The sequence below is a fragment of the Streptococcus sp. BS35b genome (genome assembly GCF_000286475.1).
GTDB classification, from domain to species: Bacteria; Bacillota; Bacilli; order Lactobacillales; family Streptococcaceae; genus Streptococcus; species Streptococcus oralis_W.
In genome coordinates, this window is sequence record NZ_ALKH01000013.1 from 1 (window position 1) to 21,859 (window position 21,859).

Below are 21,859 nucleotides of genomic sequence, written 5' to 3' on the forward strand. Positions count from 1 at the left end.
TCATCTGTAACTTCTACTTTGACTTTAACTTCAAGATTATCGTAAGTCACACCGTCAACAGTCTTACCAGCGTTTGTTTCAACTATGGTGTAGTTGTATGTACCAGCTTTAGTATATTCAATTGGAGCGAATGTTACTTTACCGTCAGCAGTGTTCTTCACTTTTTGAAGTTCTGAACCATCTGCATCATTCTTCAAGACAAACTCAAATTCATCAGCTTTCAACTCACGGCCAGTCAACTTCTTAGTCACTTCAAGAGAAGCTGAAGTCTTTTCAGCAGCGTAGGTGTTTTCGAAAGTCTTATCATCACTTTCGTAAGACACAGCTGCAGCCAATTTCCCTTCAGAGTCTGCTGTTACAGTGACTGTAACGCCAACAGGGTTAGCATCATAAGTAACACCTTTTTCTGTTGTGTTGGCTTTCTTCTCTACGATGTGGTAAGTGTATTCCCCTTCTTGGTCAAATGACAATTCAGTAAACTTAATGTTTCCATCTTGATCGTTTGTTACTGTTTCAACAACTTTATTTGTCTTATCATCAAACAAGTCAAATTCAAACTCGCCAGCTTTCATCGCACGACCTGTCAATTTCTTGATGGCAGATAGTTGGGCTTTAGCTGAAGTGCGTTTGTTCTTAACTGTCTTAATAACCCCATCTTTTCCTACGGTTACTTCAAATGGAGTTGAATCCAATTCATATCCCTTAGGAGCTTCAATTTCTGTAACAGTGAAATTACCTTTTTTCACATCGTCTTCAGAATACACTGAAGATTGTGCTACTCCGTCAGCATTCGTTGTTACAGTTTCTTCAGTAGCAGTTGCACCTGATGGCGGTGTTATCTTGAATTTAGCTCCAACCAAACGATCAAGAGTCTTTTCATCAACTTTATAAAGAGTGATTCGATATCCTGTTTTCAACTGGATAGTACCACCATCAGTAATCTGAGAATTGCGAGAAACAATGAGTTTTGTTTTAGTTTCATCAGTACGAGAACTTAGCGGAACATCGTCACCTTTTACTTCCGCGCTATTTCCGATTTTTGTTCCATCTCCCGGAGCCGTTGTCTTATAGGTTATACGGAATGAAGCAGGTTTCCCATTTGAAGCCTTTTTTGAAGAGGCATTACTAATCTTAATTTTAAAATCGGTATAAGAATCGTTCCACTCCACGGTGTAATCGACGCCCTCTTTCATAGGCTTTTCATCATGGAAACTATAGCGCTTGTCGTAATAGCCATATTTAATTTCTAACGATTCAGGAACAAATTGAGCTGGCGAATATCCATCCTCTAAAATAGAGTCATGAATTTCTAACGTATTATAACTTGCCTGTCTATCATTCACACGAATAATAAATGGATGGTGGTACTCTCCACTCTTATTTAAAAGTTTTGATTCCCAGTGCTCTTTCGTAATAATACCATTAACCTTTGCAAAGTTTGTTACACCAACTTCGTTACCATAATCAGGAGTACTAGGTTTTTTTGACTTAATTACATGTGTAATCTTGTCTTTTGTTTCAGTCGTTGGATAGGTAATAGTTGTTTTACTTGTATCTTGTCTAATACTAAATCCAGTATAAAATGTACCTGAAACATCATTTACCTGTGTTCCACCTTTTTTAGCAAGATATGCTTTTAGGTTTTGCAAGGTCATGGTAACCTTACCACCAGCATTTTTCCCACTAGATACAACATTAGCAGAGGCTACTGCAACGCCTGTACTCTTGTCCGTAATATCAAACGTCTTATTCTCTACGGTCAATGGCGCAGGGATAGTAAAAGTAAAAGTATCGCCTTCCTCAAGCTTACCATTATAATTACTCAAATCAAAGTCTACCATGTACTTATAGTTAGGGTAATCGTTGTTCATGGTCAACTCATAGGTCCCATCAGCATTTGGTTTCTTTACACCACCATTATCGACATCCCACATTTGGACATTAGTGATAACATGTTGCAATTCCTTTGCTTGAACTGTATTTGTCAGAACAGCAGAACCCAATAAAACGAGTAGTGGCGTTAAAATATAGAGCCACAATTTCTTAAATTTCATGACTTTCCTTTCTAAATGATTGAAATTGATTGAATAGTGCATCTTCTTCTCCCAGTAGGCAACACCCCTTTCAATCGCATAATTTGTTACACGATAACTTCCTTGTAACACTTGCTTTTAAAAATGAGTACACTATTATAGTATTTCGAAATATTTATTCAATTCAATCTTTAGCAGGAGTATCATTACTCTTGGTCAGATGGAAATATAGCAAAATATTATCCATAACTATTATACTACATATCGTTGAATATTTTTATTGAAATCTTTTTATCTATCAAATTATTTATTTACACATTGTCAAGTGTTTTGATATATTATTTCATAACACCATATAAAAAAATGACTTTCCTAAAAATTATCTGAAAATACTGACATAATAGGAGTTTGCAAATAGTACTGGCTCCCCGTAATAATCTGTTATTTATAATAAATCTATGATATAATAGTCTTATAAAGGCTTTCGAATAATCATCTATTCAGTTTATTTATGCTAAAGGGAAAGCTCGGGTAATACTAAATCTAGTATTTTTAATATTTATAGATAGGAAGGTAAAGCTATGGCAAATAAAACTAGAGAGTTAATCTTAGGTGCTTTTATCACTCTTGCAAGGAGAAACCCTCAGCGGACTTCTTTTACCATGACTGAGATTGCTGCAGAAGCTGGTATTTCCCGCCAAGCGATTTATCAAAAGCACTTTAATAACTTTGAAGATATTATTGATTATATCCACAAGGAAACTGATCAACAGATCTTTAATAATTTTAACAACTACTGTCCTAAAAGAGATGGCGATCCCATCACTTTCTTAGCAGACCACATTCTCCCTCTCATCTATGAAAAGCGAGAAGTCGTCGGTACCTTGTACAATTCTCAAGCCACCACTTGTTGGAGGGAGTTTCTACGCGAGAAATATTCTCAGTGGGTACTAAAAAATGTTAACTACCAGCTGAAATATAGTTTTAGTGAAGAGGACATAGCCTATATCATTACGACCATGGCGATTTCATTCATTGAAGTGTGGATTCGTAAGGATAATCCAACACCACCTGAAGAATTCAGAGAGACTTTTATTCAATTGGCTAAAACTTCTCTCTGTGACTATATTGTGTCATAAAAAAAGAATCTTGAGTAGAACTCAAGATTCTTTTTATTGTCCACCTTTAAAGGCATCGACCATTACCTGAAACTCTTCATTGGAAAGTGTGATTCCTTTGCCCATTTTGGTATGGTCAGGACTCCAAGAACGAATATCAAACTTTGCTGGTGCTCCATTAAAGCTAACGCGATTTAGTTCTTTTGTCCATCCTTTTTCATTTTCGGACAAGGTCAGTAAGTGTTCTTCGATTTCAAATGTAAATTCTGCCATTTTGTTCTCCTTTTTAGTTTTCATTAGATTATTCGAAAAATCTTGTAGTTTTTAAGAAAATTTTATATAATGTGGATATATAAGAAGGGAGGATTCTATGAGACAGGCATTCCAACTAGTTCTAGATAAACTACATAGTTTTCTCAATGGGAATGATGATCATCCTCAAATCGAGGACAACTCCCTTACTGCTATGATTGAACAAGCCATCCAGAAAAAGACGGCTGTTCATGTCATACTTGCAGAAACAAGTTTTACGGGTGATATTGTCAAACACGACGCCAATCGCCAACAAATTATCGTCAAGAATTTTTCAAAAAACGTGACCCGAATCATTCGTATCAGTGATATTAAACGGCTTCGTTTTGTTCCCTCAACCGTACAAAAAGCGCAGAAAAGTCTATTTAAGAAAGAGTGAGATGTTCATTGCATCCCACTCTTTTTCTTAACGGATTTGTTCAAAATGAAGATGAACGGCGATATGGTCACCATAACCACTTCTCTCCAAATCGCGTTGCAAGCGATAAGAGATATAGTGTTCTGCAATAGTAATGTAGCCAGCTCCAAGTAAGCGGTGCTCAACCATTGATTGGATCATGCTGATAGTCGCACGTTCCACTTTTGCTTCTTCCAAGTCCAAAACGACTTTTTTAGTAACTTGTGCAAGGTTTTGACGCAAATCATCTGTCAAAACATAAACGGTTTGAGCTGCTTTTAGGACAGCTTGGTAAATTTTATCTGGATCAAATTCAGCAATTTCTCCATTACGTTTGATTACTTGCATAAGGTTCTCCTTTATTCTTTGTTTTCTTTGATTTCAGCCAGCATTTTTTCTTCTTCTGCTGTTAGTTGATAGTTATCTAGCAGGTCGGGTCTGCGCTCGTAGGTTTTCTTTAGGCTCTCATACAGTCGCCACTGACGAATCTTTTCATGGTGTCCACTCATGAGAACATCTGGTACCACCATGCCTCGATAGTCATAAGGGCGTGTGTATTGAGGATATTCGAGGAGTCCCGAAGAAAAACTATCATCTTGGTGACTAGACTCCTTGCCAATCACTTCTGGTATCAGGCGAACGGTCGCATCGATCATGGTCATGGCCGCCAACTCACCACCAGTCAGTACATAATCTCCTAGGGAAATTTCATCGGTTACCAAGGTCTTGATGCGCTCGTCATACCCTTCGTAGTGACCGCAGATAAAAATCAGTTCCTCTTCTTGAGCCAAATCCTCAGCGTACGCTTGATCGAACTGTTTCCCAGCAGGATCGAGAAGAATGACGCGGGGATTATTCTTTTCAATGGCATCAAAGGCATCGAAAATAGGTTGGGCACGGAGCAACATTCCTTGACCGCCTCCGTAGGGCTCATCGTCAACATGACGGGCTTTTTCAGCGTATTCTCTGAAATTATGGTACTGGATATCCAAGAGCCCTTTTTCTCGAGCCTTTCCAACAATCGAGTGCTCCAGCGGAGAAAACATCTCAGGAAAGAGGGTTAAAATATCAATCTTCATCATCTAACCCTTCTAAGATTTCTACTTCGACCCGTTTGTTTGGAATATCAACATTGAGAACTACTGGCGGAATGTAGGGTAAAAGCAAATCTCGCTTACCTTTTCGCTTGACCACCCAGACATCATTGGCACCTGGTTGTAGGATTTCCTTGACGGTTCCAATCAAGTTATCTCCCTCGTAAACATCCAAACCGATAATCTCGTGATAGTAGAATTCACCATCATCTAAATCATTCAAATCTTCCTCAGCGACCTTGAGACTATAACCCTTATACTTTTCAATCGCATTGATATGGTACATGTCTTTGAATTTGATAACGTCAAAGTTCTTATGCTTGCGGTGACTTGCGATGGTCACTGTTTGGACAAACTGATCTTTATCATCAAATAAAGCCAGCTCTGCTCCCTTTTTAAATCGTTCCTCGGCAAAATCCGTCACAGACAAGACGCGCATCTCACCCTGCAGACCCTGCGTATTAACGATTTTCCCAACATTAAAGTAGTTCATCTTGTCTCCAGTATCTATTTCTATCCTTTATTTTATCACGTTCCAGGGATTTTCACAAGTTGAAGAAAGAGGACATCAACTCTCCTTCCCATTCAAAAATCCTTCCAAATCTCTTTCATGTTGATACTTAATGGCAGCCTGCTTATCTTTGTCAAAGATGGTTTTGGTTAGGTCTATGTCATTAATAGCCGCAATTGCGACAGTGTAGTGAATAATATCAGCCAATTCTTTGGCTAGTTCCTCGTTTGAGTCCTGAACGCCCTCTTTTCGACCAGAGCGCCCATTCAAGACCTCGGCTACTTCTCCGACTTCCTCCACTAGCTTGATAAAGAGACCTTCCTCAGTTCGAGATTGCTGGTAATGTTCGAGTAAGTAAGCTTGTAATTGTCTAAAGGTTAAATCCTTCATCTTCTCCTCCTCACAAAAAAGCGAGACATCTGTCCCGCTTTTTTATTTTTCATCGATAACGATTCTTACTTTTTTGTCTTCAGTTGGGACAGAGTAGACAATCGTTCTTATCGCTGAGATAGTGCGACCCTTACGACCGATAACACGACCGACATCGCTTTGGTCAAGATCCAAGTGATACTCCAAAAATTCTGGTGTGTCTTCAATCTTGATAGTTAAGGCATCAGGTTGTGAAATCAAAGGTTTCACAATCGCAATAATGAGATTTTCAATCGTATCCATCTGTCAACCTACTTTAAACTTATTTTGAGAATTTAGAATCGTGGAATTTTTTCAATACGCCTTCTTTTGAAAGGATGTTGCGAACTGTATCTGAAGGTTGAGCTCCATCAGCCAACCATGCAAGAACGCGGTCTTCTTTCAAAGTTACTTGGTTTTCAGCAACAAGTGGGTTGTAAGTACCAACTGTTTCGATGAAACGTCCGTCACGTGGTGAACGTGAGTCTGCTACGTTGATACGGTAGAAAGGTTTTTTCTTAGAACCCATACGAGTCAAACGGATTTTAACTGCCATTTTTAAAGTCTCTTTTCTTATTTTTTTATTTCGGTGAAATAGCTGAGCTATTTAGCACATGTTCTATTATAGCAGATTTCTGACAGGTGTCAAGAAAAAAACTTGACAGAGTTTTAATTTTTTCAGCTACTAGAAACTTTTAGTAAAATCTTTTACATTTGAAATCCACTTCCTTTTAAGGTACAATGATAGAAATGAATTTTTGAGAGGTTAACAATGAAAAAACTAGCAACCCTTCTTTTACTATCAACTGTTGCCCTAGCTGGATGTAGCAGTATCCAACGTAGTCTGCGCGGCGATGACTATGTCGACTCCAGTATCTCAGCTGAAGAAAGTTCTAAAGCAGCTGCTCAGGCTGCCAAAGATTTGAATGACGCTTTGACCAATGAAAATGCTAACTTCCCTCAACTTTCTAAAGAAGTTGCTGAAGATGAAGCTGAAGTCATTCTCCACACAAGTCAGGGTGATATACGCATCAAACTCTTTCCAAAACTAGCACCTCTAGCAGTTGAAAACTTCCTTACTCACGCTAAAGAAGGCTACTATAACGGCATCACTTTCCACCGTGTCATCGATGGCTTTATGGTCCAAACTGGAGATCCTAAGGGAGATGGTACAGGTGGTCAATCTATCTGGCATGATAAGGATAAAACGAAGGACAAGGGAACTGGTTTCAAAAATGAAATTTCTCCTTACCTATACAATATCCGCGGAGCTCTTGCTATGGCTAACACTGGTCAGCCAAACACCAACGGTAGCCAGTTCTTCATCAACCAAAACTCAACAGATATTTCAGCTAAGCTCCCTACCAGCAAGTATCCTAAGAAAATCATCGAAGCCTATAAAGAGGGAGGAAATCCTAGCCTAGATGGTAAACATCCTGTCTTTGGTCAAGTCATCGATGGCATGGATGTTGTCGATAAGATTGCCAAGGCTGAAAAAGATGAAAAAGACAAACCAACTACTGCTATCACTATCGATAGCATCGAAGTAGTGAAAGATTACGATTTTAAATCCTAAATAACCTAAAAAATACAGTATCCGCATTCGATACTGTATTTCTTTTTTCTCATTTTTAAGTTAGCTTGTTAAAGTCCCAGATTTGGTCCATCCAGCCTTCATAAAACTCTGGTTCGTGGCAAACCATGAGAATGCTTCCCTTGTATTCTTTGAGAGCGCGTTTGAGTTCATCCTTGGCATCTACATCCAAGTGGTTGGTCGGCTCGTCTAGGACCAAAACGTTGTTTTCACGGTTCATCAAGAGACAGAAACGCACCTTGGCCTGTTCCCCGCCTGACAAGACCTGAATCTGACTTTCGATATGTTTGGTTGTCAAACCACAACGAGCAAGGGCTGCACGGACTTCTGCTTGATTAAGGGCAGGAAAGGTATTCCAGACGGCCTCTAGTGGTGTTTGACTATTGCCACCTTCTACTTCCTGTTCAAAGTAACCAAGTTCTAGGTAATCACCTCGTTCAACTTCTCCAGCGATTGGCGGAATAATGCCCAAGAGAGACTTCAAGAGAGTTGTTTTCCCAATACCATTGGCCCCGATAATAGCAACCTTTTGATTGCGTTCAAAAGTAAGGTTTAAAGGCTTGGTAAGAGGACGGTCATAACCAATCTGCAAGTCCTTGGCTTGGAATATAAAGCGCCCTGGCGTACGAGCTGGTTTGAAATCAAAGGATGGTTTTGGCTTCTCACTTTGCAGTTCAATAATATCCATCTTATCCAATTTCTTCTGGCGGGACATGGCCATGTTTCGAGTTGCGACACGGGCTTTATTGCGGGCTACGAAATCCTTGAGGTCCGCTATCTCTTTCTGCTGACGTTCGTAGGCGGCTTCCAACTGAGATTTCTTCATGGCATAGACTTCTTGGAACTGGTAGTAGTCACCAGAGTAACGCGTCAACTGTTGATTTTCCACATGGTAGACGATATTGATTACGTCGTTTAGGAAAGGAATATCATGCGAAATAAGGACAAAGGCATTATCATAGTTTTGGAGATAACGCTTGAGCCAGTCAATGTGTTCAGCATCCAAGTAGTTGGTTGGCTCGTCAAGCAACAAAATATCTGGTTTTTCAAGGAGGAGTTTAGCCAAAAGAACCTTGGTTCTTTGTCCACCTGATAAGGCTGTTACATCTGTATCCATGCCATAGTCCATGACACCGAGGGCACGCGCTACTTCATCAATCTTAGCATCCAAAGTATAGAAATCTCGACTCTCCAAACGGTCTTGGAGTTCGCCAACTTCTTCCATGAGTGCATCAATATCCGCTCCGTCCTCTGCCATTTCCATATAGAGGTCATTGATACGAGCTTCTGCTTTAAATAGCTCATCAAAGGCTGTCCGCAAGACATCACGCACGGTTTGACCTTCCTTTAGCACAGCGTGCTGATCCAGATAGCCAGCAGTCACATACTTAGACCACTCCACCTTTCCTTCATCTGGCAGCATTTTACCAGTCACGATACTCATAAAGGTTGATTTTCCTTCACCATTGGCACCGACAAGACCGATGTGCTCTCCCTTTAGGAGACGGAAGGACACATCTTCAAAAATTGCACGGTCACCAAAACCGTGACTTAAATTTTTAACTTCTAAAATACTCATTCTAATTCCTTATCTTATTTTTATGCAGTCCTTTATAGAGGACCCAAGCCAGATAGCCTCCCAGAGTATTGGTCCACAAATCATCAATCTCAAAGACCCGATTAAAGTCGAATAAAAAATCTAAAACTAGTTGCGTGCACTCAATTCCTAGACTCAGTAGAAAACTGAGAAGGATGATTTTTTTCGTTTGTCGTAAATTTGGACAGAGATAAATCAGTTGAAAGACTAGTGGGAAAAGCAAGAAGACATTTAAAATGTTCTGCAAAAAGATCCAAAGGACTTGTCCCAAACTGGTCACTTCACCCAGATTCCAAAGGGAGTTTAAGGGAGTTAAAAGAAAAACCAGGCGTCCAAAAGTTTGAATACCTGGAGTTTCCACTCCTGTAGGAAGTTGAGGCTGGGGAGTGAAGCAAAAACAGACAATGGATAGGCTGTAAACAGCCACTCCCAATCTCAAGATTAATTCTCTTTTTTTAGTCATTTTATGGATTTACCGCTGCGACTGCCTTCTGGCGGTCACGTTTCATTGTATTGGAGCGTAATTGTCCACAAGCTGCATCAATATCTGTACCATGCTCTTGACGGACAACACAGTTGACCCCTTTTTTCTTGAGGGTATCGTAGAAGGCCATCACGCGCTCTTTAGGACTACGGCTATATTGGTCATGTTCACTAACTGGGTTATAGGGAATCAAGTTGACATATGACAATTTCTTGACGTTTTTGAGCAATTCAGCCAATTCCAAGGCTTGTTCTACACCATCGTTGACTTCATTGAGCATGATATATTCAAAGGTCACACGGCGATTGGTTGTTTCGATATAGTACTCAATAGCTGCAAAGAGCTTTTCAATCGGAAAGGCACGGTTAATCTTCATGATGCTTGAGCGCAATTCATTGTTTGGTGCGTGAAGAGACACAGCCAGATTAACCTGAACCCCTTCATTAGCAAAGTCACGAATTTTATGGGCCAAACCTGAAGTTGAAACTGTGATGTGACGAGCACCGATAGCCATTCCCTTGTCATCATTGATGGTACGAACAAAATTCAAAACATTGTTGTAGTTATCAAATGGTTCACCAATTCCCATGACAACGATATGACTGACACGCTCGTCCTGACCACGCTCATCAAAGTATTTCTGAACTAGCATAATCTGCGCTACGATTTCCCCGTTATTGAGGTCACGTTGCTTTTTAATCAAACCTGATGCACAGAAGGTACAACCAATATTACAGCCAACCTGAGTGGTTACACAGACTGACAAACCGTAGTGTTGACGCATGAGTACTGTCTCAATCAACATGCCATCTGGCAACTCGAAAAGATACTTAACAGTACCATCAGCAGACTCTTGTACAATCCGTTGTTTCAATGGATTGACCACAAACTGGTCATTGAGCTTAGCAATCAAATCCTTGGAAAGGTTGGTCATTTCTTCAAATGACTGGACACGTTTACGATAGAGCCATTCCCAGATTTGATCTGCTCGGAATTTCTTTTCTCCTTGTTCTAATACCCATTCTTGCATGGTTTGACGTGTTAAACTATAAATAGACGGTTTCATCTCTTCTCCTTATTCTCTATCTATTTCTGACGAATGACAAAATGGCGCTGTCCCTTGTCCTCTTTCTGAGACTTTTGGTCCTTATGACGACGTCTATTTCGCTTATCCGCATTTGGTTTTCTCTTGTTTTGCGAAGGTTTCTTGCCTCTTCTAGAAAGATTCTCCTCCTCTTTTTTACGCATTTTCTTGTCAAATGAAGCCCGTTTCGGTGCTTGATTTTCTAGAACAAAATAGGCACAACCATAACTACAGTACTCTAAAAGATAATCCTGTAAGCGACTAATCTTTTCATTTTTTTCCTCTGTTCGGTCGTCTTTGTAAAAGCCACGTAGGCGGAGCTGTTCATTGCTCCAGTCACCCACGACATAATCAAACTTGGTCAACACTTCTGAGAAGCGCTGATTAAAGACTGTCACATCGAAAGCATCCTTGATATTTTCAACCAAGGTAAAAGCAATCCCTTCAGTCTCAACCTTATCCCCATTTATATGAAATTCTGGGCCAGGAAACTTGTTATAGTTGTATAATTCAGGTGCAATTTCTTTACGCATAGTCTTCCTTTTCCACGATTACTTAACACTCTATTTTACCATAATTTCTAGCAATTAGCACATTTCTCATAAAAATGAAAAAAGTCTGACGATTTTGTCAGACTTCTGCCATATAAACCAAAAAGAGAAGATCGGCTCTTCCCTTCCTATTTTTTATTTAGCTGCTGCATAAAGCTCATTTACTTTGTTCCAGTTAATCACTGAGAAGAAAGCTTTGATATAGTCAGGACGCACGTTGCGGTATTTCACGTAGTAAGCATGTTCCCAAACGTCCAAGCCCAAGATTGGTTTTTTGCCTTCTGAGATTGGTGTGTCTTGGTTTGCTGTTGAAGTTACTTCAAGCTTCCCTTCTTTGTTGACAACCAACCAAGCCCAGCCAGAACCGAAACGAGTTGTAGCTGCTGCTGTAAAGGCTGCTTGGAATTCTTCAAATGAACCAAATGTTGCATCGATTGCTGCTTCAAGTTCTGCTGATGGAGCAGTTTTTTCAGGAGTCATCCATTCCCAGAAAAGAGCGTGGTTCAAGTGTCCCCCACCGTTATTGATAAGCGCTTGGCGGATATCAGCTGGGATAGAGTCTACATCAGCAAGCAAGGCTTCAAGGTCTTCACCGATTTCAGGGTGTTTTTCAAGAGCTGCGTTGGCATTGTTGACATAAGTTTGGTGGTGTTTGTCATGGTGCAAGTGCATTGTTTCTGCATCGATGTATGGTTCCAAAGCGTCATATGCGTATGGAAGATCTGGTAAGATAATAGCCATCTGTAATACCTCTTTTTCTTTCTATATGAAGATGATAACGCAATCATCCTCTTTTTTCAAGTTTTATGCTCATTACGCTTGGCTAGATATCTGTAACAGCGCTCTCTCAAAAAGGTAGCCTTTTTCATAGACACCTGTTTTAATCTGGTAGTCTGCTTCAATTAAATAGCAGATAGCTTGTTTGAGAAAGCTCAAGGAAATCCCTCTTGAATCTCTGAGTGCAAATTTGATTTGATAAGGATTAGGATTGCGCCCCAAGTAAGTTCCCAGACTGCTTGCAATCTGTGATTCCGTCTGACCAGTCTCTGATAAAATTTTCACCTGGGTAAAGGTTCGAAACTGTCCTAACATGACCGCTATGAGCTTGATTTCGTCCTCCCCTTGTAAGGTCAAATCTCTAACCAAGTCACGCGCCTGGTCAATCTTCTTAGCTAAAATAAACTGAGTCAAATCAAAAATATTGTCCTGCAAAGTCTTTGGAATAGCCTCGACAATATCCTTCTCCTCAATCATGCCGTCTGATTTATAAGACTGTAAAAAAAGGAGGTTTTTCTGGATTTCACTAAATTGAAAACCGGACTTGATGAGTAGATTTTCAAAGGATTGCCCCTCAAACTGCAAACCTTGTGTCTGACTCCATTTTCGGAAATACTGACGCAGTTCTTGCTCCTTAGCCTCAATAGCATCAAATACAGTCGCATCTCGTTTGAGCAATTTGACCAGCCGTCTTTTACTATCTAACTTTCCTTCTGCAAAAATCAACAACTTTGTTGTTGGTGAAGGGTTATCAAGGTATTCTTCAAACGACTTGAGCTCATCATCTGCTAAAAAGCGTTTCTTGGCTGTTGTGATATCGACAAAATGGTCTAATATCACGATTTTCTCATCCGCAAAGAAAGGGAGACTGACCAACTCCAACTCTAAGTCTTTATAAGCTACTTCTTTCATATCAAAGTAAGCAAAATTGAGATCAGCTGGATCATAACCAATTTGCTTCAACACTTGACTCTTCATAACTTCAAACTGACCCTGATCTGTCCCTGTAAATAGGTTCAAGCTAGATAGATTTGATAAAGTCAACTTCTGACTGTCTTCAATGGCTAGCATCTTCTCTCCTTTCTTCTTATTTTTTATTAAACTTAATCAATATAGCGCAATTTCCCACGGAAATCTTCTAGGCTCTCGTACCCTTTTTCCGCCATAATAGCTTTCAGTTCATTGGTAATGCGTTCAAAAGCACCAACGCCTTCCTTGTGGAGCGTCGTTCCTACTTGCACCATACTAGCACCGCAGAGGATATGTTCAAAGGCATCACGACCCGTTAGAACACCACCCGTTCCGATGATTTTGATTTGCGGATTGAGACGTTGGTAAAAGGCGTGCACATTAGCAAGAGCAGTCGGTTTGATATACTCTCCACCAATGCCACCAAAACCATTTTTAGGACGAATCACGACCGACTCGTCTTCTATATAAAGGCCGTTTCCAATAGAGTTAACACAGTTAACAAACTTGAGTGGATATTTATTGAAAATAGCTGCCGCTTGGTCAAAGTGGACAATATCAAAATATGGTGGCAATTTGATCCCAAGAGGTTTGGTAAAGTAGGCAAAGACTTCTGCCAAAATCCAGTCTGTTGTCTCAAAATCATAAGCAATCTGAGGTTTTCCTGGAACATTTGGACAAGAGAGATTAAGCTCTGTCAGTCCTTTGAATCCACTCTCTTGCACTTTTTTCAAGATGGTATGCGTTTCTTCTGGAGACATGCCGACTAAAGATAGAAAGAAAGTACGGTTTGGCTCTTTTTCCTGCAAGTCCAAAAGATAGTCCAGATAATAGTCTAAGCCATTATTTGGCAAGCCCATAGAGTTGATAGAACCAAGTGGAACATCCTGGTAGCGTGGCTCAGGATTGCCCTGACGAAAGTCCAAGGTCGCTGTCTTCGTGACAAATGTTCCTGCTGCTGAGTTTTTGACCCCTTCTAGTTCCTCTATCGTCATACAAGCCACACCCGCTGCATTCATCAAGCAATTGTCAAACGCAAAGCCAGCTATTTGTGTTTTCGTTGATACCATGATTCTGATCCTCCAGATTCCTTTTATTTCTAATATTATACCATACTTTAAGATTTTCTCTTTGAGAAAGTTATTTCTAGAGAAAACGTTCGTTTTTTGATAATGCTCTTAGTATTGACTGAATGTAAATTGAAAGAATTTTTAGAAAATTTTCGTTTTTTTCTTTACACTCAAAAAAAATTCTGCTATAATGGCTCATGTAATAAAATATAACAACAAAAGGAGAACGATATGACATCTGCTAAAGAATATATCCAAAGCGTGTTTGAAACTGTAAAAGCTCGTAACGGGCATGAGGCTGAATTTCTCCAGGCGGTTGAAGAATTCTTCAGCACTTTGGAACCCGTATTTGAAAAACACCCTGAGTATATTGAAGAAAACATCTTGGCACGTATCACCGAGCCTGAGCGCGTGATTTCTTTCCGTGTTCCTTGGGTTGACCGTGAAGGTAAAGTACAAGTCAACCGTGGTTACCGTGTTCAATTCAACTCAGCTGTTGGACCATATAAAGGCGGACTTCGTTTCCACCCTACTGTAAACCAAGGGATCTTGAAATTCCTCGGCTTCGAACAAATCTTTAAAAACGTCTTAACTGGACTTCCAATCGGTGGAGGTAAAGGTGGATCAGACTTCGATCCTAAAGGGAAGACTGATGCTGAAGTGATGCGCTTCTGCCAAAGCTTCATGACTGAATTGCAAAAATACATCGGACCATCTCTTGACGTACCTGCTGGTGATATCGGTGTTGGTGGACGTGAAATTGGTTACCTTTACGGACAATACAAACGCCTTAACCAATTTGATGCTGGTGTCTTGACTGGTAAACCTCTTGGATTCGGTGGTAGCTTGATTCGTCCAGAAGCAACTGGTTACGGTTTGGTTTACTATACTGAAGAGATGCTCAAAGCTAACGGTAACAGCTTTGCTGGTAAGAAGGTTGTGATTTCAGGTTCTGGTAACGTGGCCCAATACGCTCTTCAAAAAGCAACTGAACTTGGTGCTACTGTCATCTCTGTATCTGACTCAAATGGTTATGTCATTGACGAAAATGGTATCGACTTCGACCTTCTAGCAGATGTGAAGAATAACCGTCGTGCACGTTTGACTGAATACGCTGCTGAAAAAGCCACTGCTACTTACCATGAAGGTTCTGTATGGACTTACGCTGGAAACTACGATATCGCTCTTCCATGTGCAACTCAAAACGAAATCAATGGTGACGCAGCTAAACGTTTGGTTGCTCAAGGAGTTATCTGCGTATCAGAAGGTGCTAACATGCCTAGTGACCTTGATGCGATTAAAGTCTACAAAGAAAACGGAATCCTTTACGGACCTGCCAAAGCTGCCAACGCTGGTGGTGTAGCTGTATCAGCGCTTGAAATGAGCCAAAACAGCCTTCGCCTTTCATGGACACGTGAAGAAGTTGACGGCCGTCTCAAAGACATCATGACCAATATCTTCAGCACAGCTAAAACAACCGCTGAAACATACGGTCTTGGTACTGATTACCTTGCAGGAGCAAATATCGCTGCCTTCGAAAACGTAGCCAACGCTATGATTGCACAAGGTATTGTTTAAGATTCATTTGCTTAATCCTCAATCATTATGATTGGGGATTTTTATGTTGGCTTCAAAAAAGCTCACTATTTAAAATAGTAAGCTTAAAATCAAGATTTATTTTACCTCTACTAAGGCAAAAGACAGGCATTCAACTATTTCATTTACTGCTTCATCTATGTCTAGGTCCTCATTATTATTCAACATCATTGGAAGAGCATAAGAAAGACTCAAAGCTAAAATATAGCGAACAATTCTTTCATTTGACCAATCTCGGATAACACCATTTTCTTTAAACTGATTCAGAACTGGACTAATTGGCTTAATGATAGAGTGAATAATAACATTCCCTAACTGGTCAGAAATAGTTTTATCAATAAAAGAACGACTTAAGAGAATTTTAACTTGCATTTGATTCTCCTGAATGAAAACTAGTCTATCCCAAACTATACTTCTCAAAAACACTGGAAAACTCTCTTGGTTTGCTGTAAATTTCTTCTCAGAAAAATCAGCAATCACATCTGGAATAACTTGTTCGAGAAAAGTTGACAGAATAGCTTCTAATATTCCTTCCTTAGTTTTAAAGTAACTAAAAACTGTCCCCTCTGAAACTCCAGCCTCCTTAGCAATAAGGCTGGCTGTTGTATTTTCAAAGCCAATTTCTGAAAATAGCTTTAGACTTGATAATAATACTTGACGTTGTTTTAAACTCAAGTTGCTATTTTCTAATGTCTGAGCATACTTTTGTTCTAAACTTTCCATTGCTGGCACCTCTCTCCTACCCTCTTACTTTTACAACTTTCTTACCTCGAGTGTGTCCCGACTTCAGACTACGATATGCCTCTCTAACTGACTTTAGAGAAAAATCATAAACCTGGTCAATATTCAGCTGAACCTTCCCTTCTGAGACCATTTCCGCTAGAGTGTTAAAATCATCATATGTGGAATGTCTTGGACCTGTGAACTGAGCTCCTTTTATCATAACATATGGTGAAGGTACTAGCGTTCCAATAGCCGTGCCCTTCAACCCCAAACTGAAAGCCAATTTAACATAATCACTTCCATAGCAATCCAAGAATTTTGTAATTGGCTTTGCACTTGTTGATAGAAGTGCATTCTGAATGTTCTCTTCGTAGGCTACCGGTATAGCACCTAAAGACTTCAGATAATCTGAATTCTTCTTACTTGCAATTCCGATAACTGTTGCACCCTTAGCAACTGCATACTGTACTGCAATACTTCCAATACCACCTGCCGCCGCTGAAATCACTACAACATCTTTAGAGTTTAGCTCAATCTTTCTAAAAGCACCTCCTACTGTTAGAGAGGCTACACCCATAGTAGCTGCATGGTTCATATCAATCATCTCTGGCTTTAACACAATTTCTGATTCATTAACACAAATTTCTGTTGCCAAAGCTCCCCTCTTGGTTCCCAATCCAGGGTCACTGATCATTGTTCCAAAAACCTTATCCCCTACTGCAAACCGACTTACTCCTTCACCGATTTCTGTGATAACTCCAGCAAAATCCCGACCAACACCTCTTGGAAAAAGAGATGATTTTGACTCAAACCAACGACTTGGCTTCCTTAGTTTTGTTATAAAAGATAGAAATCGGAGTGGCTTTGCACCTTCAAAAGTCTTATAATCAATAGGATTTAAACCAACTGCATGAACTTCTACCCTAACTTGATTCACTTTCAAAGAATCAGATTTAATGTTCACTAAATCTAACACTTCTTCATCACCGAAACGACTATATTGTATTGCTTGAACAACCATTGTATGAACTCCTTTACACATCTACAAAATTGAGTGAGCACTCAATCATTTTTCTTGATTATACACTTATTCTTCATAGATTTCAACTATACTGTTTCCACAATTTCTAACTAAGTTAGCTGTTCATGATAAAAATAGATCTATTTTCCCTTATGAAAGATTATCAAACTATAACTCAAAGAAATCCGACTGCTTTTATAAGCAGTCGGACTTTTATATATCTAATTTTTCAAAAAATTTTCCTGCTACCAGCTTTTCTTTTAGCTTCTCTAACAGCTCATTCTCCAGGAAAGGACTTAGTTCGTCAAAATCTTGGCAAACCTTAAAAACCGTCTCTCTGTCCAACTGGCCATAAGCTAGTTCATAATAGTCCTTATGATGATGCCAGTTCTGGTCATAATTGACATCTGTCCGCTGATAGAAAACGATATTTTGCTTCGGAGTCAGGTAAAGCTTCTGTGTTAGAATGCTTTTCTGATCTTTGGATAACTTGCTACGACTGAAAATCTTAACACCTTGAAAGATCTTGCGTTCATGTATACCTTTATTTGTGACCTTTAATTCAACTCTTTTATAGTGCATATAGTAACCTCCAAAAATTACTTTCATTATATCAAACTCTGGCAGATTTGCAAGCAAAAATATCATTTCCAAAAGTCTTTAGTCGCCTCTAAAATCTGTTCCGTTGGTGTCACAGTTGCTTCAATAATAGTCTTGCCAGTCATTTTCAGATAGGCTTGTATCAGATGATAGCCATAAGCATAGCCTGCAGCATAGGGCATACCAACCGGAATTTGACCCTGTATCTTCGCGATTTCATCACCGTATAGATAAGGAGCCATTTCCGCCATCCCTGTTAGCTGAAGCTGACTTGAGATGATGGGCTTAATCTCTTCTAACTGCTCTGGACTGGTTGAAGTGACCCAAGGCCCAATGAGATCTTTGCCATAGAGCTCAGCAGCAAAAGACTCTGCCAATCCTTCACTGACTACCCAGTCTGCTAGTGTCGTCTGCTGATTCCATTTGACAAATTGAAAGCGGACATTGTGATTGCACTCGTGAGCCAACGCAGCCTGCACACGTGGTAAAGTATAGTCATTTGGTAGCAGACTAAGCATGAGGTAGCCTGGAATACCTCCATCTCCACTGTAACCCTTATTGAGCTGGAGCATGGGCTTTTCTGGATTGCCTAATAAAATAGTAAAATGGTAATCCTCAACCTCTAAGTCATAGCCAGCTTGCTCGAAAAGACCGATACTCCTTTTGATGGTATCCTGGCAGTCTTGCCAGAGTTGATCAGAGCTCAGAGCGTCGATAGCCGGTCTATCCTTTTCTGATAGAGTTCCGGGCAACAGATTCATAAAGCCAAGTAGGAATAGAGCATCAAATCCTCCAGGGTACTTTGCTTTTAAAGGGATGTGTTGAGTTTGGTATTTAGTTGCAAAAGGTGCTAAAATCTTAGCTCGAAAGAGATCTTCTCTCTTTTCTAAAGGAAGCTCGAGCATCTCTTGATAAACTTTATCTGAACGAATCATATTGATTTGCATGGTAATCTCCTTTCTTATCTATTATTAGTATACTCCCTCCCCTAAGGTCAGGGTCAAGAAGAAAATTGAAATATCTATTAAAATTTCATTGAAATTACCTCAAACCGTTCGAAAATTACCTTCAATAAAGTTCTTTAATACTGAGATTATAATATCCGGAGTATCAATAAATTAAAAACTTACTTTTCTACTGTTCATAGGAATGATGATACTAGAAAAAAATAAATCCTGAAGGGTAAAAACTTGTATCATTTTTTATGGAAAGCCTATTATTCAAAACTTGTTTGTCTCCTAGATAAACTATATAATTAGTTCTCCCCTTTTTTGCCCCTTTTAGAACAAAAAGAAAAACCGCTACTCCTAAGAATAGCGGTTTAATCATATTTTTAAGCTACTAATGTAGTTGCTCTATTATTTAAGAGTAACTGAAGCTCCAGCTTCTTCCAATTTAGCTTTGATTTCTTCAGCTTCTGCAGTTGGAACGCCTTCTTTGATGACACCTGGTGCACCATCAACAAGTTCTTTAGCTTCTTTAAGTCCAAGACCAGTGATTTCACGTACAGCTTTGATAACGCCAACTTTTTTGTCACCAGCAGCTGTCAATTCAACGTCAAATGAATCTTTAGCAGCACCAGCGTCAGCAGCACCAGCTGCAGCTACAGCTACAGGAGCAGCTGCAGTTACACCAAATTCTTCTTCGATAGCTTTTACAAGGTCGTTCAATTCAAGGATTGAAGCTTCTTTAATTTCAGCAATAATGTTTTCAATGTTCAATGCCATTGTTATTTCCTCCAAATAAGTTTTTAATTTTATAATCGTTTTTCCGTAGCTAGGCTACGCTGCGTAGCTTAATATTAAGCTGCGTCTTCTTTGTTGTCTGCAACCGCTTTGACTGCAAGAGCAACGTTGCGCACTGGCGCTTGAAGTACAGAAAGGAGCATAGAAAGAAGTCCTTCGCGGTTTGGAAGAGTTGCAAGAGCAACGATTTCTTCTTTAGATGCGACAGCGCCTTCAATTGCACCACCTTTGATTTCAAGTGCTTCAGCGTTTTTAGCAAAGTCGTTCAAGATTTTCGCTGGTGCGATAACATCTTCATTAGAAAATGCTACGGCAGATGGTCCAACAAATACTGATGCAAGATCTTCAAGACCAGCTTTTTCAGCTGCACGACGCAAGATTGAGTTTTTAATAACTTTATACTCAACTTCGCTTCCACGAAGCTCACGACGAAGAACTGTATCTTGATCAACTGTCAAACCACGAGCGTCTACAACGACGATAGATGCAGCAGCTTTCATTTTTTCAGCTACTACGTCAACTAGTTCCGCTTTTTTAGCAATAATTGCTTCACTCATTAGTGTGTTCACCTCCGTAATTATTTTGCTTGGGGAATTTTTCAAAAGAAAAACGCGCCCAAACCTAGACACGAAAGTACAATACGCTTCTTTTTACATGATACGTTTTGTCCTCGGTAGGATATTTACGAGTCGAGCTCCCCTACTGTCTTAGGCAGTTTCTTCAAACCGTATATAAGTATAGCATAGACAAAAAAAGAATGCAAGATTTTTGCAAACTTTTTTTGATTTTTTTAGAAATATTTTTTTAAATCTCTACTGTCAAAACTTGTCCTTGCTTGACAACCTGTTCTCCAGCAATATAGACATCATCAACATCACTGGATTTGACTGCGTATACGAGGTGAGAGAGCATATTTTCCTGAGGTTGGAGATGGATTTTTCCTTGTGGTTGGATGACCAGAAAATCTGCTTGCTTGCCAACTTCCAGACTTCCTATCAAGTTTTCCATTCCAAGAACCTTAGCTCCTTCGATTGTCAGTGCCTTAAGGGCTGTTTCGATAGGAAATTGGCTGGCATCTCCACTCTTCATTTTCTGAAGAAGGGCTGCTGTCCGTCCTTCCTCAAACATGTCTAGATTGTTATTGGAAGCTACCGAGTCAGTCGCAATTCCGACTGCTACCCCTGCTTTTTGGAGTTGAATAATTGGAGCAATTCCTGAGGCCAGTTTGAGGTTACTAATAGGATTGTGTGCGATAGCCACTTGAGAGGTTGCCAAACGTTCAATTTCCCGCTCGTTTAATTCGACCCCATGAGCAAAGACAGACGGATGATCTAAGTAACCTAGTTCTTCTAGAAAGGCGAGGGGGCGTTTGCCATAGCGTTTGAGGATAATTCCTGACTCTTCCTTGGTCTCCGCTACATGGATATGGAGAGGAATATTCAGCTCTTTGGCCATATCTATGCTCGCTTGAAGTAAGTCTCTACTACAGCTATAGGGAGAATGTGGAGCTACCATAACCTTGAAATTTGGATTTTCATATCCTAAGATTTCCTCTATGATGGCACGTGTTCTGCTTATGGTCTCAGCAGTTGTTTCTGCCTCTGAAGAAAAGAGGGTCGGTGAGAAATAACAACGCATCTTGGAAGCCTTAACTGCCTGATAAATTCTCTCAATATCCACACCATTGGGATTATACATATCGTTGAAGGTTGTTGTCCCTGACTGGAGCATCTCCGTCAGAGCTTCTTTGACTGCCTTAGTAGTCATATCGGGAGTAAATCCTGCTTCTGCTGGCCAGATATAGTCATTGAGCCATTCGTGGAGATTACTATCATCCCGGATCCCTCGCAAACCTGTCATAGCAGAATGGGTATGGCAATTGACCAAACCAGGCATGATCCAGGCTCCATGATAGTCTATAATCTGCTCAGCTTGCTCTAAAATCTCTGGCTCCTCTTGACCGACATAGACAATTTGGGAGTCCTTAACGGCTAAGACACCATCCAAATAAACATGGAAATCTTTGTCACAAGTCACGATATTTACATGCTGATAGACTTTCATTATAGGCTCCTTTTCTATAAGACAATTTACAGTGAATAATTTTTCTAGCTATTGTAACAAAAAAGTCACCCGAAGGCAACTTTTTTCGTCTATAAAATTTCAAAAGAGAAT

General features: G+C 39.9%; 27 protein-coding genes and 1 other annotated feature. Of the genes, 4 read left to right on the top strand and 23 right to left on the bottom strand.

Going from position 1 to position 21,859, the window contains the following annotated elements; genetic code table 11:
* Nucleotides 1-2,054 (bottom strand): Spy0128 family protein (locus tag HMPREF1149_RS09780; protein WP_000669490.1); only part of this gene is annotated, 2,054 nt, incomplete at its 3' end.
* Nucleotides 2,055-2,614: 560 nt separating this feature from the next.
* On the opposite strand from HMPREF1149_RS09780, the gene HMPREF1149_RS09785 reads away from it, so the two are divergent.
* Nucleotides 2,615-3,172 carry a TetR/AcrR family transcriptional regulator gene (locus tag HMPREF1149_RS09785; RefSeq protein WP_001284749.1) on the top strand — a complete coding sequence of 186 codons (558 nt, stop codon included), beginning with the start codon at nt 2,615-2,617 and terminating at the stop codon, nt 3,170-3,172.
* A 33-nt stretch (nt 3,173-3,205) separates the two neighbouring features.
* Here HMPREF1149_RS09785 and HMPREF1149_RS09790 read toward each other — a convergent pair whose 3' ends face one another.
* On the bottom strand, nt 3,206-3,424 hold the full coding sequence (locus HMPREF1149_RS09790; RefSeq protein WP_000807432.1) for a YdbC family protein: 219 nt from the start codon (nt 3,422-3,424) through the stop codon (nt 3,206-3,208).
* Nucleotides 3,425-3,521: 97 nt separating this feature from the next.
* Between HMPREF1149_RS09790 and HMPREF1149_RS09795 the strand changes: the two genes are divergently transcribed.
* Nucleotides 3,522-3,842, top strand: coding sequence for a hypothetical protein (locus HMPREF1149_RS09795; RefSeq protein WP_001248071.1), 321 nt, complete (start codon nt 3,522-3,524; stop codon nt 3,840-3,842).
* A 27-nt stretch (nt 3,843-3,869) separates the two neighbouring features.
* On the opposite strand, the gene HMPREF1149_RS09800 is transcribed toward HMPREF1149_RS09795, so the two are convergent.
* From HMPREF1149_RS09800 to rpsP, 6 genes are all read right to left on the bottom strand, one after another.
* A complete protein-coding gene (locus tag HMPREF1149_RS09800; RefSeq protein ID WP_001196045.1) occupies nt 3,870-4,208 on the bottom strand; it encodes an ATP cone domain-containing protein in 339 nt (112 codons plus the stop codon).
* 11 nt (nt 4,209-4,219) lie between these two features.
* Nucleotides 4,220-4,939, bottom strand: coding sequence for a tRNA (guanosine(37)-N1)-methyltransferase TrmD (gene trmD / locus HMPREF1149_RS09805; protein WP_000686937.1), 720 nt, complete (start codon nt 4,937-4,939; stop codon nt 4,220-4,222).
* Nucleotides 4,929-5,447, bottom strand: a complete 519-nt coding sequence (rimM, locus tag HMPREF1149_RS09810) for a ribosome maturation factor RimM (RefSeq protein ID WP_001105877.1) — start codon at nt 5,445-5,447, stop codon at nt 4,929-4,931. Before rimM ends, trmD begins: the two co-directional genes overlap by 11 nt.
* 75 nt (nt 5,448-5,522) lie before the next feature.
* Nucleotides 5,523-5,855, bottom strand: coding sequence for a MazG nucleotide pyrophosphohydrolase domain-containing protein (locus tag HMPREF1149_RS09815; protein ID WP_000654123.1), 333 nt, complete (start codon nt 5,853-5,855; stop codon nt 5,523-5,525).
* 42 nt (nt 5,856-5,897) lie between these two features.
* On the bottom strand, nt 5,898-6,137 hold the full coding sequence (gene kphA, locus HMPREF1149_RS09820; protein WP_000379617.1) for an RNA-binding protein KphA: 240 nt from the start codon (nt 6,135-6,137) through the stop codon (nt 5,898-5,900).
* Nucleotides 6,138-6,156: 19 nt separating this feature from the next.
* Nucleotides 6,157-6,429 carry a 30S ribosomal protein S16 gene (rpsP, locus tag HMPREF1149_RS09825; protein ID WP_000268760.1) on the bottom strand — a complete coding sequence of 91 codons (273 nt, stop codon included), beginning with the start codon at nt 6,427-6,429 and terminating at the stop codon, nt 6,157-6,159.
* Between the two features lie 216 nt (nt 6,430-6,645).
* Between rpsP and HMPREF1149_RS09830 the strand changes: the two genes are divergently transcribed.
* Nucleotides 6,646-7,449 (top strand): peptidylprolyl isomerase, encoded by an 804-nt coding sequence (locus tag HMPREF1149_RS09830; protein ID WP_000731908.1) that lies wholly within the window; start codon nt 6,646-6,648, stop codon nt 7,447-7,449.
* 55 nt (nt 7,450-7,504) lie between these two features.
* On the opposite strand, the gene HMPREF1149_RS09835 is transcribed toward HMPREF1149_RS09830, so the two are convergent.
* The 7 genes from HMPREF1149_RS09835 to HMPREF1149_RS09865 form a co-directional block, all read right to left on the bottom strand.
* Nucleotides 7,505-9,046 (bottom strand): ABC-F family ATP-binding cassette domain-containing protein, encoded by a 1,542-nt coding sequence (locus HMPREF1149_RS09835; RefSeq protein ID WP_000025357.1) that lies wholly within the window; start codon nt 9,044-9,046, stop codon nt 7,505-7,507.
* A gap of 1 nt (nt 9,047) precedes the next feature.
* A complete protein-coding gene (locus HMPREF1149_RS09840; RefSeq protein WP_009067916.1) occupies nt 9,048-9,527 on the bottom strand; it encodes a VanZ family protein in 480 nt (159 codons plus the stop codon).
* A 1-nt stretch (nt 9,528) separates the two neighbouring features.
* Nucleotides 9,529-10,614 carry a 23S rRNA (adenine(2503)-C(2))-methyltransferase RlmN gene (gene rlmN, locus HMPREF1149_RS09845; protein WP_000804764.1) on the bottom strand — a complete coding sequence of 362 codons (1,086 nt, stop codon included), beginning with the start codon at nt 10,612-10,614 and terminating at the stop codon, nt 9,529-9,531.
* Between the two features lie 20 nt (nt 10,615-10,634).
* Entirely contained in the window at nt 10,635-11,165 is a 531-nt protein-coding gene (locus HMPREF1149_RS09850; RefSeq protein ID WP_001224339.1) for a YutD family protein, read from the bottom strand.
* A 153-nt stretch (nt 11,166-11,318) separates the two neighbouring features.
* Complete coding sequence (sodA, locus tag HMPREF1149_RS09855; RefSeq protein WP_000974731.1) at nt 11,319-11,924, bottom strand: superoxide dismutase SodA; 606 nt, start codon at nt 11,922-11,924, stop codon at nt 11,319-11,321.
* Between the two features lie 72 nt (nt 11,925-11,996).
* Nucleotides 11,997-13,031 (bottom strand): DNA polymerase III subunit delta, encoded by a 1,035-nt coding sequence (holA, locus tag HMPREF1149_RS09860; RefSeq protein ID WP_000879617.1) that lies wholly within the window; start codon nt 13,029-13,031, stop codon nt 11,997-11,999.
* Between the two features lie 32 nt (nt 13,032-13,063).
* A complete protein-coding gene (locus HMPREF1149_RS09865) occupies nt 13,064-13,999 on the bottom strand; it encodes a dihydroorotate oxidase (protein WP_000255150.1) in 936 nt (311 codons plus the stop codon).
* 231 nt (nt 14,000-14,230) lie between these two features.
* Between HMPREF1149_RS09865 and gdhA the strand changes: the two genes are divergently transcribed.
* On the top strand, nt 14,231-15,577 hold the full coding sequence (gene gdhA / locus HMPREF1149_RS09870; protein WP_000199573.1) for an NADP-specific glutamate dehydrogenase: 1,347 nt from the start codon (nt 14,231-14,233) through the stop codon (nt 15,575-15,577).
* Between the two features lie 96 nt (nt 15,578-15,673).
* Here the strand turns inward: gdhA and HMPREF1149_RS09875 are convergent, their stop codons facing one another.
* The 8 genes from HMPREF1149_RS09875 to HMPREF1149_RS09905 all read right to left on the bottom strand — a co-directional run bounded on the left by HMPREF1149_RS09875 (nt 15,674) and on the right by HMPREF1149_RS09905 (nt 21,748).
* On the bottom strand, nt 15,674-16,318 hold the full coding sequence (locus tag HMPREF1149_RS09875; protein ID WP_000444591.1) for a TetR/AcrR family transcriptional regulator: 645 nt from the start codon (nt 16,316-16,318) through the stop codon (nt 15,674-15,676).
* Between the two features lie 16 nt (nt 16,319-16,334).
* Nucleotides 16,335-17,339, bottom strand: coding sequence for an NADP-dependent oxidoreductase (locus HMPREF1149_RS09880; protein WP_000261422.1), 1,005 nt, complete (start codon nt 17,337-17,339; stop codon nt 16,335-16,337).
* A 213-nt stretch (nt 17,340-17,552) separates the two neighbouring features.
* The gene (locus tag HMPREF1149_RS09885) at nt 17,553-17,921 is read right to left on the bottom strand and encodes an EXLDI protein (protein ID WP_002879214.1); all 369 of its coding nucleotides are present in this window, start codon (nt 17,919-17,921) and stop codon (nt 17,553-17,555) included.
* A 62-nt stretch (nt 17,922-17,983) separates the two neighbouring features.
* Nucleotides 17,984-18,886 carry a DUF2268 domain-containing protein gene (locus HMPREF1149_RS09890; protein ID WP_001166698.1) on the bottom strand — a complete coding sequence of 301 codons (903 nt, stop codon included), beginning with the start codon at nt 18,884-18,886 and terminating at the stop codon, nt 17,984-17,986.
* A gap of 211 nt (nt 18,887-19,097) precedes the next feature.
* Nucleotides 19,098-19,268, bottom strand: coding sequence for a hypothetical protein (locus tag HMPREF1149_RS11585; RefSeq protein ID WP_231288433.1), 171 nt, complete (start codon nt 19,266-19,268; stop codon nt 19,098-19,100).
* Between the two features lie 29 nt (nt 19,269-19,297).
* Nucleotides 19,298-19,666: a 50S ribosomal protein L7/L12 gene (gene rplL / locus HMPREF1149_RS09895; protein WP_001196962.1), complete on the bottom strand. Its 369-nt coding sequence runs from the start codon at nt 19,664-19,666 to the stop codon at nt 19,298-19,300.
* Between the two features lie 74 nt (nt 19,667-19,740).
* Nucleotides 19,741-20,241, bottom strand: coding sequence for a 50S ribosomal protein L10 (gene rplJ, locus HMPREF1149_RS09900; protein ID WP_001287266.1), 501 nt, complete (start codon nt 20,239-20,241; stop codon nt 19,741-19,743).
* A 37-nt stretch (nt 20,242-20,278) separates the two neighbouring features.
* Nucleotides 20,279-20,414 (bottom strand) — a sequence feature (ribosomal protein L10 leader region).
* 74 nt (nt 20,415-20,488) lie between these two features.
* Complete coding sequence (locus tag HMPREF1149_RS09905; protein WP_000870418.1) at nt 20,489-21,748, bottom strand: TRZ/ATZ family protein; 1,260 nt, start codon at nt 21,746-21,748, stop codon at nt 20,489-20,491.
* Between the last annotated feature and the right edge of the window lie 111 nt (nt 21,749-21,859).

Excerpts from the sequence above, each read along its gene's own strand:
- HMPREF1149_RS09785 (WP_001284749.1), top strand. The coding sequence starts at position 2,615 with ATGGCAAATAAAACTAGAGAGTTAATCTTAGGTGCTTTTATCACTCTT.
- HMPREF1149_RS09790 (WP_000807432.1), bottom strand. The coding sequence starts at position 3,424 with ATGGCAGAATTTACATTTGAAATCGAAGAACACTTACTGACCTTGTCC.
- HMPREF1149_RS09795 (WP_001248071.1), top strand. The coding sequence starts at position 3,522 with ATGAGACAGGCATTCCAACTAGTTCTAGATAAACTACATAGTTTTCTC.
- HMPREF1149_RS09800 (WP_001196045.1), bottom strand. The coding sequence starts at position 4,208 with ATGCAAGTAATCAAACGTAATGGAGAAATTGCTGAATTTGATCCAGAT.
- trmD (WP_000686937.1), bottom strand. The coding sequence starts at position 4,939 with ATGAAGATTGATATTTTAACCCTCTTTCCTGAGATGTTTTCTCCGCTG.
- rimM (WP_001105877.1), bottom strand. The coding sequence starts at position 5,447 with ATGAACTACTTTAATGTTGGGAAAATCGTTAATACGCAGGGTCTGCAG.
- HMPREF1149_RS09815 (WP_000654123.1), bottom strand. The coding sequence starts at position 5,855 with ATGAAGGATTTAACCTTTAGACAATTACAAGCTTACTTACTCGAACAT.
- kphA (WP_000379617.1), bottom strand. The coding sequence starts at position 6,137 with ATGGATACGATTGAAAATCTCATTATTGCGATTGTGAAACCTTTGATT.
- rpsP (WP_000268760.1), bottom strand. The coding sequence starts at position 6,429 with ATGGCAGTTAAAATCCGTTTGACTCGTATGGGTTCTAAGAAAAAACCT.
- HMPREF1149_RS09830 (WP_000731908.1), top strand. The coding sequence starts at position 6,646 with ATGAAAAAACTAGCAACCCTTCTTTTACTATCAACTGTTGCCCTAGCT.
- HMPREF1149_RS09835 (WP_000025357.1), bottom strand. The coding sequence starts at position 9,046 with ATGAGTATTTTAGAAGTTAAAAATTTAAGTCACGGTTTTGGTGACCGT.
- HMPREF1149_RS09840 (WP_009067916.1), bottom strand. The coding sequence starts at position 9,527 with ATGACTAAAAAAAGAGAATTAATCTTGAGATTGGGAGTGGCTGTTTAC.
- rlmN (WP_000804764.1), bottom strand. The coding sequence starts at position 10,614 with ATGAAACCGTCTATTTATAGTTTAACACGTCAAACCATGCAAGAATGG.
- HMPREF1149_RS09850 (WP_001224339.1), bottom strand. The coding sequence starts at position 11,165 with ATGCGTAAAGAAATTGCACCTGAATTATACAACTATAACAAGTTTCCT.
- sodA (WP_000974731.1), bottom strand. The coding sequence starts at position 11,924 with ATGGCTATTATCTTACCAGATCTTCCATACGCATATGACGCTTTGGAA.
- holA (WP_000879617.1), bottom strand. The coding sequence starts at position 13,031 with ATGCTAGCCATTGAAGACAGTCAGAAGTTGACTTTATCAAATCTATCT.
- HMPREF1149_RS09865 (WP_000255150.1), bottom strand. The coding sequence starts at position 13,999 with ATGGTATCAACGAAAACACAAATAGCTGGCTTTGCGTTTGACAATTGC.
- gdhA (WP_000199573.1), top strand. The coding sequence starts at position 14,231 with ATGACATCTGCTAAAGAATATATCCAAAGCGTGTTTGAAACTGTAAAA.
- HMPREF1149_RS09875 (WP_000444591.1), bottom strand. The coding sequence starts at position 16,318 with ATGGAAAGTTTAGAACAAAAGTATGCTCAGACATTAGAAAATAGCAAC.
- HMPREF1149_RS09880 (WP_000261422.1), bottom strand. The coding sequence starts at position 17,339 with ATGGTTGTTCAAGCAATACAATATAGTCGTTTCGGTGATGAAGAAGTG.
- HMPREF1149_RS09885 (WP_002879214.1), bottom strand. The coding sequence starts at position 17,921 with ATGCACTATAAAAGAGTTGAATTAAAGGTCACAAATAAAGGTATACAT.
- HMPREF1149_RS09890 (WP_001166698.1), bottom strand. The coding sequence starts at position 18,886 with ATGCAAATCAATATGATTCGTTCAGATAAAGTTTATCAAGAGATGCTC.
- HMPREF1149_RS11585 (WP_231288433.1), bottom strand. The coding sequence starts at position 19,268 with ATGATTAAACCGCTATTCTTAGGAGTAGCGGTTTTTCTTTTTGTTCTA.
- rplL (WP_001196962.1), bottom strand. The coding sequence starts at position 19,666 with ATGGCATTGAACATTGAAAACATTATTGCTGAAATTAAAGAAGCTTCA.
- rplJ (WP_001287266.1), bottom strand. The coding sequence starts at position 20,241 with ATGAGTGAAGCAATTATTGCTAAAAAAGCGGAACTAGTTGACGTAGTA.
- HMPREF1149_RS09905 (WP_000870418.1), bottom strand. The coding sequence starts at position 21,748 with ATGAAAGTCTATCAGCATGTAAATATCGTGACTTGTGACAAAGATTTC.